A 14731-nucleotide genomic window follows, 5' to 3' on the forward strand; every position below is an offset into this window, starting at 1 on the left:
ATCCTGCAATATTTTTTATTTTCATTATTCTTTTACAAAAAACAAATATGCTATTGTAAAAGCAATTTGCCAAAAGGTTAATACTATACCTGTGGCATACTGTTTTGATATAAATAATTCATATATCCATACAACTACAAATAAAATTGTAAATATAACATATAGAAATAAAATAAAATTATTGCTAGAAGATTTCTTTTTCCTTAATCTCAATCATATTGCCCCCTAAATAAAAAGTGACTCAAAAATATATTGCAGGATATCATTAATTATATATTATACTATATTACTTACCATCGCAAATCTGCTTTAATATGATTTGGAACTAAAAATAAATTTAATGCTTCTTCTATACTCCTTGTTACTATATCACTATTTATAATTAGCTTACTGCATGTACCTTCTCCTTCAATAACCGCAACAGAAAGTTTAGCTTCTTTGAACATATCTATATCATTAAAACCATTTCCAATTGCTCCAGTAACATCTCTGCCTAACTTTTTTACTAAATCACCTTTATGCTTTCCTACACATCCTGTTGGCACTGTTATTACTTTTAAATTTACTTTTTCACATTCTTCTTTTGCTACTCCATATGTGTCTGCTGTAATAACATATATATTTATTATTTTTAACAATTCACTTAGTTGATTTTTAATATTTTCTAAAATTCTTCCATCTACAGCTATGGTTCCATTAAAATCAAAAACTAGATTTTCCAATTCTAAGCTTTCTCTTCCTGGTATATCAATTTTAATCATCACATTCCCCCACAATTTTATATTTTACGTTCCCATATATTGAATATATTCCTTACTCAAAGTTTCTTTTGGAGAATTAAAAAACTCTTTTGACTTGCCTATTTCAATAATTTCTCCATTATCCATAAAAATAATATTATCACCTATTCTTTTGGCTTGAGCTAGATTATGTGTAACTATTACTATCGTATATTTATCCTTTAATTCCTTTAACACTTCTTCAATAAACATGGTATTTTTCACATCTAAAGCAGAACATGGCTCATCTAATAATAATATTTTAGGCTTCACACTTAAACATCTTGCAATTGATAAACGCTGTTTTTGACCACCTGATAATTTTCCCGCAAACATATGAAGGTTATCTTTTACTTCATCATACAACTTAGTTTGTTTAAGTAATTCTATTTTTCTTTTCTCTATTTCTTTGTTATCATAATTAGTGTGATATTTTAAAGCATATGTAAGATTTTTTTCTATAGAAAAAGGAAAAATAGTAGGATTTTGAAAAACTAATCCTATTTTGGTTCTTAAACTTTGCAAAGTTATATCATTAAAATTTATTCCATCAATAATAATATTTCCTTCTATTTTCCCTCCTTCTTCTTCAATAATTCGATTAAAAGATTTTAATAATGTGGACTTTCCACATCCTGACTGCCCAAGAATAACTGTTATTTCTTTTTCTTTTATACTAAAATTAATATTATTTAATATTCTTTTTTTATCAAAAATAACACTTAAATTTTCAACACTTAAAACATTTTTTTCCATGATGCACCTTCTCTCCATATTCCTATTAATCTACATAAACCATTTATTATAAGTAACAATCCCATTAATACAAAAGCTGTTCCATAAGCATTTTCCAAAGATAACCCTTCATTTACTAATATATATAAATGATATGGAAGGGCCATTACAGGTAAATTAATTTCACTTGGCAACCCAGAATATATAACTGCTCCTGTATACATTATAGGTGCTGTTGCTCCCATAGCATAAGCCATTCCTAAGGTTATACATGTTAATATATTTATCACAATATTAGGAAGAATAATTCTAAATAAAGTATATGACTTAGATATTCCAAGGCATAATGAAGCCTTCATTATTTCTTCTCCACTATCCATTAATAGCTTTATTATTCTTATTGATATGAAAGGTATTATCATAACAGAAAGTGTTATTGAAGCGCATAATAATCCTCTTTCCATTCCAAACCTACATATTAAAATTGTATAACCAACTAGTCCCAATACAATAGATGGTACGCCTGACAATCCATAAAGAAATGACAATATTATATTTTTAAATTTAATAGAAGCACAGTAAAATATTAAATATATAGAAATTGAAATTCCTAAAAAACCTCCCATTGTTCCTGATAATAATCCCATAAGTAAACTTCCAACAATTGCAGGAAAAATTCCGCCCTCTGTTCCAAGAGGCGATCCTTTTGGATTATCAAAAATAAATTCCAAAGATATTACATTAAATCCTTTATATAATATATAGATAAAAATACCCAAAGTAATACTTATAACTAGTATCCCAGATATAAATATCCATAACTTCAATAGATAATCTCTTTTTTTCATAATTTACTCCATTCTGCTCTTAATTTTTAAATATTTTGCTAAAGCAAAAATTATTATAAGTAAAAATATTAAAACCACATTAGCTCCATATAAGGCAGATGCATGTAAACTACCATACTGAACTGTTCCCATTTCTAATGCTATCAATGAAGGTATAGTCTCTCCTCTAGAGAATAATCTAGGCATTATTGGAGAATTCCCCATTACCATCATTACAGCCATAGTTTCTCCCATAGCTCTCCCAAATGACATCATTATAGCTGAATAAATGCTGTTTTTTATTGATGGAAGTATAACTTTTTTTATAGTATATTCTTTAGATACTCCCAAAGATAAAGACTCTATTTCAAATTTATTTTTAGCTTCATCTATGGATTCGCTACAATTTGATATTATATATGGTAATAACATAATAGCTAACAATATTCCTGCTGCTAATACACATTCTCCTGATGTCATATTAAAAAATATTTCAAAAGATTTTACTATTATTACTAGACCAATAAAACCAAATATGACAGATGGAATACCTGCCAATAAATCTATACATGCTAATATAGTCTTTGAAATACTTTTTTTGCTATAAAAACTCAAGAAAATAGCACATCCTAGTCCTATTGGAAGAGCTATACATACGGCTAAAAATGAAACATATAGTGTTGCTAAAATCATAGGCAACAAAGAATAGCTTGCTTCTGATTTTAAAGGATTCCATCCTCCCGAAATAATAAATCCATTAATACCTATTTCTTTAAAAAAAGGAATGCTTTCTATTATTACACATGTAAATAAAGATATTACTATTAATAAAAACAAAATCACCGTTAAAAACAAAATATATTTAATAAAACTGTCTTTTATATACTTCAATAAATCACCTTCTTAATTATTTATTGTTAATTTAATTGTAATAAATTTTAACTAAAAAAGAGCTTAAATACAAAATAATAAGCTCTTTTTAGAAAATATTTATATTTTTTATTTATTCATTGGGATAAATCCTAATTCTTCTACAATAGCTTGTCCTTCTGTCCCTAAAACATAGTCTATAAATGCTTGTTGTTCTGCAGTTGGCTCTCCACTACCTAATATTAATAAAGGTCTTTGTATTTTGTAATCACCACTTAATATATTTTTTGCATTAGCTTCTGCACCGTCAACTTTTAATTTAGATATTTTACCTTCGTTTTGATTTGCCACACCATATGAAGCATATCCTATAGCATATTCATTTTCTATTACTTTAGATACTAAAGCACCCATAGAAGCGGCTTGTATAGCATCAGATTTTACTTCTGTATCCCCCATTATAGCTTTTTGGAATACCTCATGAGCTCCTCCACCGATATCTCTAGTTACCACAACTATTTCTTTATCTGGTAAAGATGAATCTACATCTTTCCAAGTTTTATACTCTCCAGAGAATATTTTTGCTATCTCTTCTGATGTTAAATTATCTTTTACTTTTAATATAGGATTTTTAGGATTAACAGCTATTGTTAATGCGTCTATACCTACTTGATATTCTTTTTCATTTTCTATTTTTTCTTTTTCTTCGTCTTTTACTTTTCTTGCAACCATACCAAAGTTTGCTGTTTTATCAATTACAGCTTGTACACCTTGACCTGAACCACCTGCTGATACATATATTTCTATATTATCTTCTGAAAAGTCTTTATTTACCTTGTTCCAAGTTCCATAAGACTCAATAAACTCTAATGATATTTTTGACATAACTGGAGCTAAAGTTGATGAACCTATAAACATTATTTGTGATTTATCCTTTGACTTACTTTTATCTTCTCCACCACTACTACAAGCAACTAATGATAGCATAATAGCCATAGACATAAATATAGCCCAAAATTTCTTTTTCATTTCTAATCCCCCCTATTTCGTTAAGTTTCTCCAAATTCATTTTATCACAAGTTTTATGGAAATATTTGTAATAAAAATCTTTTGTGTATTGAAATATTCAATACTTTTCATATTTTTATAGTTTTTATCTATAAATACATTTTTTCTTTTCCCTAATATTTATGTGGATATTCTAAACTCAGAATACTATATTATGACAAATATATAAAATAACATACAAGCAAGATTGAGGATATCTATATTATGAATATAAGTAAAAGAATATAAAAAGCACTAAATGACAACGGGAAAGATCATGATGATCTAAAAAAATTAACTGAAACTGTTCTTAAATACGGAAATGGTAATGACTACGTGAACCCAATAACTTTAGAAATATCAAATTGCATTCCAACAGGTAGAGTAATCGGAACTACTCCAGATGGTAGAAAAGCTGGTGCCCCCCTTAAAGAAGGTGTTTCTCCTTATGCTGGAACTGGCACAGATACTCCTCTTGCTGCAATTAAGTCAGCTGCCAAAATGAATCCTGGTTTACACTCTGGCGATACGCTACTTAACTTAATATTAAATCATAATTTAGTTTCTACACCTAGAGTATCAAATGAAATTTTGTATTTATTGGTTAGAGTTGCTGGATATTCTACTCAATTTGTTAACTTTTCAAGGGAAATACAAGATACAATTATAGCTAGAAATACTCACTGTGAGTTTTAATTGGTGATAAAATGACTACTATTGAAAAAGACTTGATTTTCTTTTTAAATTCAAATTATGCAATAACATTTTCTGGATGTGAACCTACTTATCAACTTGAATTTTTGAGGAAGTTAGTTTATCATTTTTATAGTAAAGGAATTATACTGCCATAGAAACTTGCAGAGTTTTAACTTAAAAAAATACGAAGATATTTTTCAAAAGCTAGATCATATCTTTGTTGATATAAAAAATATGGATAGCAATAATCATAAAGAATACACAAGTTTTGGCAATGAATTAATCCTTGAAAATATAATAAAAATGGCTAAAATAAACAAAAGTATGGTTATAAGAATTCCTGTTATTCCAGGATTTAATGATGATATTGAAAATATTACTTCCACATCTCAGTTTGTAAAGAAAAATATTAAATCACTTAGAATAGAACTTCCTCCTTATCATATGTTTGCATATATAAATATAAAAACTTAGGTTTAGATGATTATATTTATAAATATGAAATTCCAAAGGATAAAACTATAAAAAAGTTAAAAGAAGTGGTTAGGAGCTATGATGTTGAAGTTATGAAATACAAATAGCCATAATAAGTTATGGAGATGAATTTATGATGACACAAATCCCAAAAGTTGGACAAAATTTAAGAAAAATACGAAATGATTTAGGACTAAGCTTAGATGAAACTTCTAAATTAACTGGTGTTAGTAAACCCATGTTAGGTCAAATTGAAAGAGGTGAATCTAGTCCTACTATCTCTACTTTATGGAAGATTTCTTCTGGCCTTAAAGTTAACTTTACTTCTCTTTTAGACGATAACTCTGGCGAATTAGTTCTTGTAAAAAAAGAAGATGTTGAAGTAGTTCAAGAAGAAAATACTCATATGAGGCTATTTCCTATATTCCCCTTTGATTCCAAAAGTGGAATGGATGTATTTATTATAGAATTAGATGAAGACTGTAAACATATATCTGCAACGCACAAAAATGTATTGGAAGAAATAGTCATGGTTACAGAGGGTTCCTTAGAACTTACTATTGAAGACAAAACTTTTATATTAGAAAAAGATCATTCATTAAAGTTTGATGGTAGCTTAAATCACTCTTATAAAAATTATGGTAATAAAAAAACAGTTTTTTATAATATAGAAATTTACAAATAATATTTTGGAGTAACAATTTAAACTGTTACTCCTTTTTATATCTTAAAAATTAAACTATTATTTTATAATTATATTTAAATTATTATCAATTATTTAATGTCAGAATTATTTATATATATTTTCAATTTTTCAAATGCATATCTTTGTTCATTTATGAAAATAATAAAATTGTTACATAAATAAACAAAGGAGTGTAATGAATGAAAAAATTTATTTGTACTGTTTGTGGATATATACATGAAGGAGATGCTCCTCCTGAAATTTGCCCAATTTGTAAAGTTGGAGCAGACAAGTTCATAGAAGCAAAAGAAGAAATGGTATGGGCAGACGAGCATAGAATAGGTATTGCAAAAGATATAGACCCTGAAATAATTGAGGGTTTAAGAGCTAATTTCATGGGTGAATGTACAGAGGTTGGAATGTACATTGCTATGAGTAGACAAGCTGATAGAGAAGGCTATCCTGAAGTTGCAGAAGCTTATAAAAGAATAGCTTGGGAAGAGGCTGAGCATGCTTCTAAATTTGCTGAAATTTTAGGCGAAGTTGTTTACCCTAGCACTAAACAAAATCTATCTGCTCGAGTTGAAGCTGAGTTTGGTGCTTGTTCAGGCAAGAAAGAATTAGCTACGGCTGCTAAAAAGGCTAATCTAGATGCTATTCATGACACTGTTCATGAAATGTGTAAAGACGAAGCTCGACATGGTAGAGCTTTTAAAGGTTTATTAGATAGATATTTTTCTAAATAGGAGGTTTGAAATGGCGAAAATTAATTGCAATGTAACTAATTGTTCTCATAATAAATCTAGTGTTTGTTATTCAAATATAGTTAATATTAAGGGTGGTAAAGCAAAAGATTCATGTAATACATGTTGTGGAAACTTCCTTGATGAAAGAGATTACTCTACTTTAACTAATAATACAAATTCTTGTGGTGAATGTGATGCCTTAGTTTGTACAGTTCAAACTTGTGTATACAATAGAAACCTAGCTTGCACTGCTGAAGCTATTAATGTAGATGGATCAAACGTTAATATTTATACTGAAACAAATTGTTCTACATTTAAACATGCATAAATTATTTTGTAAAATTATATAAATAAAAAGTAGATAGTATAAACACTATCTACTTTTTATTATATTACTTAAAATTTAAATATTACTACAAAGCTTATTTAGTAAATTGATTAAAGTATTTGATTCTTCTTTATTAAAATTTTTTATTACTTTTTCATACCATTTTTCTTGATATTCATTAATTAATTTAAGAATTGATATACCCTCATCTGTAAGACATAGGTCAAAAAATCTATTGTCATTTAATCTCTTAATTTTTACCACATAATTCAAGTATTCTAGCTTTTTTATATTTCTAGTAATAATAGCATTATCCACATTCAGCGACAGTGCTATATCTTTTAAATTGCAACTTTTATTATTTTCTATTATCATCATACAGCGCCACATATTAAAAGTTAATCCATATTCACATAATTTTGATTCTGAATGTTTAATAAAATCTCTATTTAAATCTGATAAGTATTTCCCTAGTATTCTATACGTCAAATACATTCCTCTTTTCTTATTTTAATTTATTTTTTCATAAATTATAGGATCAATGAAACCAAAAGTTATGTTCCCATTTTTTCTAAATACTTCACTCACATACATTTTATTATTTTCAATTTTTTCTTGTAAAGTAAATTCCATTTCTTCAGTAAAATTACTTATGCTTTTACCTTCATAAGATCCATTATTTTCTGTATATATCATAGGATTAAATTTCAATGAAATTTTAAGTTCTTTATAATCCATAATTAAATTTTTATTATCATTTCTAAAATCTGCTTTAGTAATACCATTTGGAATATCATATGAAGTTAAAACTATGTTATTATTTTCATTTAATGTAAATAAAAATAAATGAGGGAGAATATTCTTATGGTTACCTTGCTCATAATAGCTTTCTTCTATAACAAAATAGCCCTTAAAATCATTTGGTAAATTGATTATTTTGTTATTACAAATTCCATTAATATGTTTTGCCTTAGGATGTTTTTGTTGCCCTAATTTAATTTCTTCATTTATTTGATTTTCATTACTAAATACTCCACATAATTCTTTTATAAATACATCTAGTTTATTCATAAAATCACTCCCTTTAATATTTGATACTATCAAGTATATCTATATTATTTGACATAGTCAAGTATTAAACGTTTAAATTATTAATTTCTATTTTATATCTGTATCTCTTATTTCTATTTCTGTTCCCTCTGGAGCTTTTATTTTAAATAAGCTTTCACCTTCTACTTTATACACTACTTTTCCATTTTTAACTTTAAAATCTGCATATCCTAAATTTTTTATTCTATCATATTCTTCTTCAACATTTTCTACTATAAATCCCATATGCACTGGTCCTGCATTTAAATTACTCCATTTGTTGAAACTATCATTACTTTTAGGTGTTTGTAATTCTATCATAAAATTTTGTAATTTTAGCCATGTGTTATAATCTCTTCCATGAAAATTCTTTGTTTCATTTATTACTTTAAAACCTAAAATATTTTTATAAAAGTTTAATGACTCTTTGTAGTTTTCTGTTTGAATACAAATATGATGTATCATCTTTATGCTCATAATCTTCTCCTCTTTCATTTAATATATTTTGAAATATTATATATTTATTTTACACGATTATAAAAAATATAGTAACCAATATCATCCCTTGCCATAAAATGTAATACAAATATTTAATAATCATGTATTGGAGGTTAACGCATTGGATTATGTTGATATTTTATATAATGTTAATGAAATTATTGTTGATTTAGGACTTGAAAAACCTTATAAAGAATTTTCTTGTAATCTAAATAATTACTTATTAACTAAATATGATGAATACTATCTAGGATTGCAACTATATGAAAACAATGATAAACAAAATCATTTCTACGTTGTTGCCAGTTATGATAATGATTTTGGCTTGGATTGGATAATAAGAGATATTCAAAAAGACATTTCTAATGCTTATGATTATAAATGGGGTAGCACTGTAAAACGAATTTCTTTATTTTCATTTATTACAAACACTAGATTCATTCCTCCCCTTTATTAAAGCATAAAAGGCTAACCTATTTTTTAGATTAGCCTTTATCATTTATTTTTCTACTTTAAATCTTTTTAATCTTAACGCATTTAATAAAACTGATGTTGAACTAAATGCCATTGCAAGAGCTGCTATTACTGGGCTTAAAAGTGGACCTCCAAATAAATATAAAACTCCTGCTGCCACCGGTATGCCTATTACATTATATCCAAATGCCCAGAATAAGTTCTCTTTTATATTAGTCATTGTACTTTTACTAAGTCTTATGGCAGTTGGTACATCTAACAAATCACTTCTCATTAAAACAATATCTGCCGATTCCATAGCCACGTCTGTACCACTTCCTATGGCTATTCCAATATCTGCCTGGGCTAAAGCTGGTGCATCATTTATTCCATCACCAACCATGGCAACAAATTTACCTTCTTCTTGAAGTTTTTTAACTTCACTAGATTTATCCTGTGGTAAAACTTCTGCCAAAACTCTATCTATTCCAACTTGAGAGGCAATTGCCTGAGCTGTTTTTTTATTATCTCCAGTAATCATAGCCACTTCTATTCCCATATCATGAAGTTTTTTAATAGCTTTTGCGCTGTTTTCTTTAACTACGTCGGCAACAGCTATTATCCCACCTATTTTATTATTAATTGCAATGTACATAGGTGTTTTTCCTTCACTTGCAAGTTTGTCAGACTTTTCTTCTAAATCTTCAAGGTCTATATTTTTATTTATCATTAACTTTTTATTTCCAAGTAAAATGTCTCTTCCGTTTATAACAACTTCTATTCCATGACCTGGTATTGCCATAAATTTATCCAGTTTGTAAAATTGAAGATTTTTTTCTTCACAATCTCTAACTATAGCTTCTCCTAAAGGGTGTTCTGAAGATTTTTCTGCACTTGCAGCTACTTTTAATAATTCTTCTTCTGTAATATTTCCATGAGTTATTATATTTGTAACTACTGGTTTACCTTCTGTAACTGTACCTGTTTTATCAAATACTATAGTATTAATTTTGTGAGTAGTTTCTAAAGCTTGCCCACCTTTAATTAAAATACCATTTTCTGCTCCTTTACCTGTTCCAACCATTATAGCTGTAGGTGTTGCAAGACCTAGGGCGCATGGACAAGCTATAACTAAAACTGCTATAAATACTGTTAATGAGAATATTGCTCCTTTACCTGCTATAAACCAAGCAAGTCCTGCAATTATAGCTATAACTACAACTACTGGGACAAAATAACCTGCAATTATATCAGCTAATTTTGCTATGGGTGCTTTTGAACCTTGAGCATCTTCTACTAATTTAATTATTTGAGATATTGCTGTATCACTACCTACTTTTTCAGCTTTAAATCTTATAGTTCCGTTTTTATTTATACTAGCGCCTACTACTGAACTACCAATATTTTTTTCTACTGGTATACTTTCACCTGTTAACATTGATTCATCTACAGAAGTATGTCCTTCTACAACAGTACCGTCTACAGGTATCTTAGAACCTGGTTTAACTACTATAATGTCTCCAACTTCAACCTCTTCTATTGGTATTTCTATTTCTTTATCATTTTTAATTATTGTAGCCGTTTTAGGGCTTAGCCCCATTAACTTTTTAATGGCTTCACCTGTTTTTCCTTTAGCACGAGTTTCAAAATATTTTCCAAGTAATACAAGAGTAATTATTACACCTGCACTTTCAAAATACATATGATGTACGGCCATTTTGTCACCACTATATACTAAATATATTGAATATAAACTATATATAAGAGCTGCACTTGAACCTATAGTTATTAACGAATCCATAGTCGGTGCTTTAGCTATCATGGATTTAACTCCTTTTGAGAAAAACTTATTTCCTGCTATAACTATTGGTATAGTTAAAAATAATTGAGTAAGTGCAAAGTTTAATGGATTTGTACTAGGGTCTATTATTTTAGGTAGTGGTAAGGGCCCAATTGGTGCTGGTATCATGTGTCCCATTGCTATATAAAATAATGGAACTGCAAATATAGCTGATATTACAAATTTATTAAACAAAGTTTTCATTTCTTTTTCTTTTCTTAATTTATCATCATCAACTGATACTTTCTTTTCCATCTCCAAAACTTTAAATCCAGCTTTTTCTATAATATCTTTTATTTCATATAATTTTACTTTACTTGGTATATAACTTATTGTTGCTTTTTCTGTTGCTAAATTAACTTGAACATTTTTTACCCCATCTATTTTTTTTACTGCTCTTTCCACAGCTTTTACACAAGATGCACATGTCATTCCACCTATTGGTACTATTACTTCTTTGTCTTTTTCTTCTTTTACTACTGTAAAACCTACTTTCTCTATAGCATTTTCTATATCTTCATTTTTTACTTTCTCTTTATCATAAGATATACTCAATTTTTCTGTTGCCATATTAACACTAGCTTCAACGCTTGAGTCTAATTTTTTAACTGCTCTTTCCACAGCCTTTGCACAAGATGCACATGTCATTCCACTTATTTTTATATCATCAACATTTATTTTAGTATCCATGATTTTTCTCCTTTCATAAGTCATTTTTAGTATCATTATCTTGCTACAATAACATACTATATTAACTTTATGAATATTTTATGAAGATAAAAATTTTTAAGCAGGAAGAGTAATTATAAATTCACTTCCTTCATCTACTTTACTTCTAACTTCTATTTTTCCTTTATGTAAATCAATTATAGATTTACATATGGTAAGTCCTATTCCAGTTCCTCCAGTATTTCTACATCTAGATTTATCTACCCTATAAAATCTTTCAAATATATAATCTAAACTTTCCTCTGGTATCCCTATACCATTATCTTTTACAATTATTTTAATAAAATCATCTGCTTTATATAATTTAATAATAATTTTACCTTGTATTTTACAATTACAATTTGTATATCTTACAGCATTGGATATTAAATTAACTATAACTTGAGTTATTTTTTCTTTATCTACTCTTGCTGTAAGTTCTTCCAAATCATACTCTATTTTTATATTTTTCTCAAATGCAAAACTTTGATTATTATATATAATGTTTTTAATTAATTGTTTTAAATCAACTTCACTTATCTCCAATTTATTTTTTTCACTATCATATTTAGTAAGATTTTTCAATTGATTTACTAAGTGATTAAGCCTAATTACCTCTTCATTTACACTGTTTAATCTTTCTTGTGATGGTTCCCATATTCCATCAATCATTGCCTCTAAATGTGTTTGTATACTTGTTAAAGGAGTTCTAAGTTCATGAGAAATATCTGATGTTAACTTTTTTCTCATATTCTCCATTTTATATAATTCTTTTGATAACTCATTAATAGAATTTATTAAATCGTCTATTTCCACAATAGAACTTTCATATTCTAATGTTTGATCATATCCTCCCCTTTTTATAAAGTCTGTCATTTTTGACACAACAATTATAGGCTTTGAAATTTTTTGAGATAAAAAAATAGAAATTGATATTGAAACTATAATCATAAGCAAAGATATTCCTATGATTAAGTTAGTAATATCTTGTAAAAATAATTCTCTATTTTTAATTAAAGATTGTTTAGATAATTCCACCATATTTGAAGAATAATATATAATTTTCTTTTCCACTGATAAGTTAATACTTACAGCCATTATTAGAATGATTCCTATCATTACCATAGCTAAATAAAATATTAACTTCTTATTAATGTTTAGTTTTTTTTTGTTAAATTCCAAATTTATACCCCACTCCATAAACTGTTTGTATTATTCTTGGTTTTTTAGTGTCTTCTTCTATTTTTTGTCTTAAGTTTTTAATATGAGCATCTATGATTCTATCAAATTTTTCATAATAATCATCTGTTACTAACTCTAATAATTCTTCTCTTGTAAAAATTTTCTTTTGATTATTTACAAATAGCAACAATAACTTATATTCTGTATTTGTCAAACTTACATCATTATCTCTTATTTTGACTTCATGAGATAATGTATTAATTTCTATTTCATCATTAATTTTTATAATTTCTTCTTTTTTTATTTTTCTAAGTGCTGCCTTTGCCCTTAAAACTAATTCTTTCACATTAAATGGCTTACAAACATAGTCATCACATCCCAAGTTAAATCCATCTATTTTATCTTCATCTTCAGTTTTTGCCGTTAACATTATTATATGCACTAAGGATGTTTCTCTTATTTTCTCACAAATTTCTTCACCACTTATATCCGGTAACATTCTATCTAAAATTACTAAATCAAATTCATTATTATTAAATAATCTCAATGCTTCATTACCATCATATGCTACCAAAGTATTATATCCTTCTTTATCTAGATAAGCTTTTACAACTTCTGTTATTTTTTTTTCATCATCAACTAATAATATATTAAACATAACTCCTCCTAAAATTTCCTTATAATTTTACAATATCATAGAATTGTATATTTTTTATGAATTTTTAGCTTAAGTATTACTATTCTTCATTATTTTTTCATAATTTTAGAATATAATATACATAATATAAACTTATTTTAAAATTGAGGTAAAATTATGAGTAAAATTACTAAATTCCTTCATGTATATGGAATGAAATGTCACTCTTGTGAAGTGGCAGTTGAGGAAGAAATTAATAAACTACAAGGTATTGTAAATGTAGAGGCTGATCATAATAATTCTATGGTCATAGTCACTTATGAAAATGAATTGTGCAATGATGATAAAATCAAATTAGCTATTAAAAATTCTGGCTTTTCCTCAAGTAATAATATGTTAATAAAAGTTTTAACTTTAAGTATTGTTATAATATCTATGTTTTTCCTGGGAAATAATCCTTTAACAGGATCAAATACTTCTTTCACAAGAGTTGAAACTTCTTTTATCATGTTATTTGTACTTGGTTTTTTTACATCATTTCATTGTGTTGGAATGTGTGGAGGTATTTTACTTACACAAACCATAAATAAAGACGAAAATATTAAGGATAAAAAATCATCTTTTAAAGTTGCTTTACTTTATAATAGTGGACGTGTAATCTCTTATACTATTGTTGGGGGGGTTGTTGGTGCTCTTGGTTCAATTTTTTCTACCACTATTCAAATTCAAAACTTTATAAAGATAATCGCCGGTGTTTTTATGATAATTTCTGGACTTCATATGATTGGAATTAAAGTATTAAATAACATTAAAATCCCCATATTTTTCAAAAAAAACACTTGTGTAAATAATCATAAGAATCCATTTATAGTTGGCTATTTAAGTGGATTTTTGCCTTGTGGTCCCCTACAGACTATGCAATTATATGCTCTATCTAGCGGTAGCTTTGTAATGGGTGCTTCGTCTATGTTTGTCTTTTCATTAGGAACACTTCCTATTATGTTATCATTTGCTTATGTTTCATCTAGAATGTGTACATCCTTCAATGAAAAAATATACAAATATGCAGGTGTTTTAATTATTATACTGGGTATTCTTATGATGAACCCTAGGCTACATTTCATATAAAAAATAAAC

At 27.3% G+C, this 14731-nt stretch carries 19 protein-coding genes; 7 read left to right on the forward strand and 12 right to left on the reverse strand.

The features are described 5' to 3' along the window. Window positions 1–24 precede the first annotated feature (24 nt). The 6 genes from TEGL_RS15605 to TEGL_RS15630 all read right to left on the reverse strand — a co-directional run bounded on the left by TEGL_RS15605 (window position 25) and on the right by TEGL_RS15630 (window position 4240). Window positions 25–213 (reverse strand): hypothetical protein, encoded by a 189-nt coding sequence (locus TEGL_RS15605; RefSeq protein ID WP_018591393.1) that lies wholly within the window; start codon window positions 211–213, stop codon window positions 25–27. A 77-nt stretch (window positions 214–290) separates the two neighbouring features. Then, window positions 291–761: an HAD family hydrolase gene (locus TEGL_RS15610; protein WP_018591394.1), complete on the reverse strand. Its 471-nt coding sequence runs from the start codon at window positions 759–761 to the stop codon at window positions 291–293. Between the two features lie 24 nt (window positions 762–785). Next, window positions 786–1535, reverse strand: a complete 750-nt coding sequence (locus tag TEGL_RS15615; RefSeq protein ID WP_018591395.1) for a phosphate ABC transporter ATP-binding protein — start codon at window positions 1533–1535, stop codon at window positions 786–788. Beyond that, window positions 1517–2362, reverse strand: a complete 846-nt coding sequence (locus TEGL_RS15620; protein WP_018591396.1) for a PstA family ABC transporter permease — start codon at window positions 2360–2362, stop codon at window positions 1517–1519. Before TEGL_RS15620 ends, TEGL_RS15615 begins: the two co-directional genes overlap by 19 nt. 3 nt (window positions 2363–2365) lie before the next feature. Next, window positions 2366–3232, reverse strand: a complete 867-nt coding sequence (gene pstC / locus TEGL_RS15625) for a phosphate ABC transporter permease subunit PstC (RefSeq protein ID WP_018591397.1) — start codon at window positions 3230–3232, stop codon at window positions 2366–2368. 108 nt (window positions 3233–3340) lie between these two features. After that, window positions 3341–4240 (reverse strand): phosphate ABC transporter substrate-binding protein, encoded by a 900-nt coding sequence (locus TEGL_RS15630; RefSeq protein WP_018591398.1) that lies wholly within the window; start codon window positions 4238–4240, stop codon window positions 3341–3343. Between the two features lie 354 nt (window positions 4241–4594). Here TEGL_RS15630 and TEGL_RS15635 point away from each other — a divergent pair, with 354 nt between their 5' ends. From TEGL_RS15635 to TEGL_RS15655, 5 genes are all read left to right on the forward strand, one after another. Further along, window positions 4595–4954 (forward strand): hypothetical protein, encoded by a 360-nt coding sequence (locus tag TEGL_RS15635; protein ID WP_018591399.1) that lies wholly within the window; start codon window positions 4595–4597, stop codon window positions 4952–4954. Between the two features lie 159 nt (window positions 4955–5113). Further along, on the forward strand, window positions 5114–5428 hold the full coding sequence (locus tag TEGL_RS15640) for a hypothetical protein (RefSeq protein ID WP_018591400.1): 315 nt from the start codon (window positions 5114–5116) through the stop codon (window positions 5426–5428). 133 nt (window positions 5429–5561) lie between these two features. Then, window positions 5562–6113 (forward strand): helix-turn-helix domain-containing protein, encoded by a 552-nt coding sequence (locus TEGL_RS15645; RefSeq protein WP_018591401.1) that lies wholly within the window; start codon window positions 5562–5564, stop codon window positions 6111–6113. Between the two features lie 200 nt (window positions 6114–6313). Then, the gene (locus TEGL_RS15650; RefSeq protein ID WP_018591402.1) at window positions 6314–6859 is read left to right on the forward strand and encodes an NADH peroxidase; all 546 of its coding nucleotides are present in this window, start codon (window positions 6314–6316) and stop codon (window positions 6857–6859) included. Window positions 6860–6869: 10 nt separating this feature from the next. Continuing rightward, window positions 6870–7187 (forward strand): DUF1540 domain-containing protein, encoded by a 318-nt coding sequence (locus TEGL_RS15655; RefSeq protein WP_018591403.1) that lies wholly within the window; start codon window positions 6870–6872, stop codon window positions 7185–7187. Window positions 7188–7262: 75 nt separating this feature from the next. On the opposite strand, the gene TEGL_RS15660 is transcribed toward TEGL_RS15655, so the two are convergent. From TEGL_RS15660 to TEGL_RS15670, 3 genes are all read right to left on the reverse strand, one after another. Continuing rightward, on the reverse strand, window positions 7263–7676 hold the full coding sequence (locus TEGL_RS15660) for a MarR family transcriptional regulator (RefSeq protein ID WP_018591404.1): 414 nt from the start codon (window positions 7674–7676) through the stop codon (window positions 7263–7265). A gap of 21 nt (window positions 7677–7697) precedes the next feature. Further along, on the reverse strand, window positions 7698–8258 hold the full coding sequence (locus TEGL_RS15665) for a hypothetical protein (protein ID WP_018591405.1): 561 nt from the start codon (window positions 8256–8258) through the stop codon (window positions 7698–7700). Window positions 8259–8345: 87 nt separating this feature from the next. Beyond that, window positions 8346–8753: a VOC family protein gene (locus TEGL_RS15670; protein WP_018591406.1), complete on the reverse strand. Its 408-nt coding sequence runs from the start codon at window positions 8751–8753 to the stop codon at window positions 8346–8348. 142 nt (window positions 8754–8895) lie between these two features. Here TEGL_RS15670 and TEGL_RS15675 point away from each other — a divergent pair, with 142 nt between their 5' ends. After that, complete coding sequence (locus tag TEGL_RS15675; protein WP_018591407.1) at window positions 8896–9231, forward strand: hypothetical protein; 336 nt, start codon at window positions 8896–8898, stop codon at window positions 9229–9231. A gap of 42 nt (window positions 9232–9273) precedes the next feature. On the opposite strand, the gene TEGL_RS15680 is transcribed toward TEGL_RS15675, so the two are convergent. The 3 genes from TEGL_RS15680 to TEGL_RS15690 form a co-directional block, all read right to left on the reverse strand. Beyond that, on the reverse strand, window positions 9274–11757 hold the full coding sequence (locus tag TEGL_RS15680) for a heavy metal translocating P-type ATPase (RefSeq protein WP_018591408.1): 2484 nt from the start codon (window positions 11755–11757) through the stop codon (window positions 9274–9276). A gap of 96 nt (window positions 11758–11853) precedes the next feature. Continuing rightward, window positions 11854–12957 (reverse strand): sensor histidine kinase, encoded by a 1104-nt coding sequence (locus TEGL_RS15685; RefSeq protein WP_018591409.1) that lies wholly within the window; start codon window positions 12955–12957, stop codon window positions 11854–11856. Further along, a complete protein-coding gene (locus TEGL_RS15690) occupies window positions 12947–13615 on the reverse strand; it encodes a response regulator transcription factor (RefSeq protein ID WP_018591410.1) in 669 nt (222 codons plus the stop codon). The genes TEGL_RS15685 and TEGL_RS15690 overlap by 11 nt, the downstream gene beginning before the upstream one ends. A gap of 156 nt (window positions 13616–13771) precedes the next feature. Here TEGL_RS15690 and TEGL_RS15695 point away from each other — a divergent pair, with 156 nt between their 5' ends. After that, window positions 13772–14722 (forward strand): sulfite exporter TauE/SafE family protein, encoded by a 951-nt coding sequence (locus TEGL_RS15695; protein WP_018591411.1) that lies wholly within the window; start codon window positions 13772–13774, stop codon window positions 14720–14722. Window positions 14723–14731 lie beyond the last annotated feature (9 nt).

Origin of the sequence: Terrisporobacter glycolicus ATCC 14880 = DSM 1288, from assembly GCF_036812735.1 — a bacterium.
In the GTDB taxonomy this organism is placed as follows: Bacteria; Bacillota; Clostridia; order Peptostreptococcales; family Peptostreptococcaceae; genus Terrisporobacter; species Terrisporobacter glycolicus.

What these genes read in the sequence shown, in the direction of transcription:
- TEGL_RS15610 (WP_018591394.1), bottom strand. Translation starts at nt 761, where the DNA reads ATGATTAAAATTGATATACCAGGAAGAGAAAGCTTAGAATTGGAAAAT.
- TEGL_RS15615 (WP_018591395.1), bottom strand. Translation starts at nt 1,535, where the DNA reads ATGGAAAAAAATGTTTTAAGTGTTGAAAATTTAAGTGTTATTTTTGAT.
- TEGL_RS15620 (WP_018591396.1), bottom strand. Translation starts at nt 2,362, where the DNA reads ATGAAAAAAAGAGATTATCTATTGAAGTTATGGATATTTATATCTGGG.
- TEGL_RS15630 (WP_018591398.1), bottom strand. Translation starts at nt 4,240, where the DNA reads ATGAAAAAGAAATTTTGGGCTATATTTATGTCTATGGCTATTATGCTA.
- TEGL_RS15645 (WP_018591401.1), top strand. Translation starts at nt 5,562, where the DNA reads ATGATGACACAAATCCCAAAAGTTGGACAAAATTTAAGAAAAATACGA.
- TEGL_RS15650 (WP_018591402.1), top strand. Translation starts at nt 6,314, where the DNA reads ATGAAAAAATTTATTTGTACTGTTTGTGGATATATACATGAAGGAGAT.
- TEGL_RS15655 (WP_018591403.1), top strand. Translation starts at nt 6,870, where the DNA reads ATGGCGAAAATTAATTGCAATGTAACTAATTGTTCTCATAATAAATCT.
- TEGL_RS15665 (WP_018591405.1), bottom strand. Translation starts at nt 8,258, where the DNA reads ATGAATAAACTAGATGTATTTATAAAAGAATTATGTGGAGTATTTAGT.
- TEGL_RS15670 (WP_018591406.1), bottom strand. Translation starts at nt 8,753, where the DNA reads ATGAGCATAAAGATGATACATCATATTTGTATTCAAACAGAAAACTAC.
- TEGL_RS15680 (WP_018591408.1), bottom strand. Translation starts at nt 11,757, where the DNA reads ATGGATACTAAAATAAATGTTGATGATATAAAAATAAGTGGAATGACA.
- TEGL_RS15690 (WP_018591410.1), bottom strand. Translation starts at nt 13,615, where the DNA reads ATGTTTAATATATTATTAGTTGATGATGAAAAAAAAATAACAGAAGTT.
- TEGL_RS15695 (WP_018591411.1), top strand. Translation starts at nt 13,772, where the DNA reads ATGAGTAAAATTACTAAATTCCTTCATGTATATGGAATGAAATGTCAC.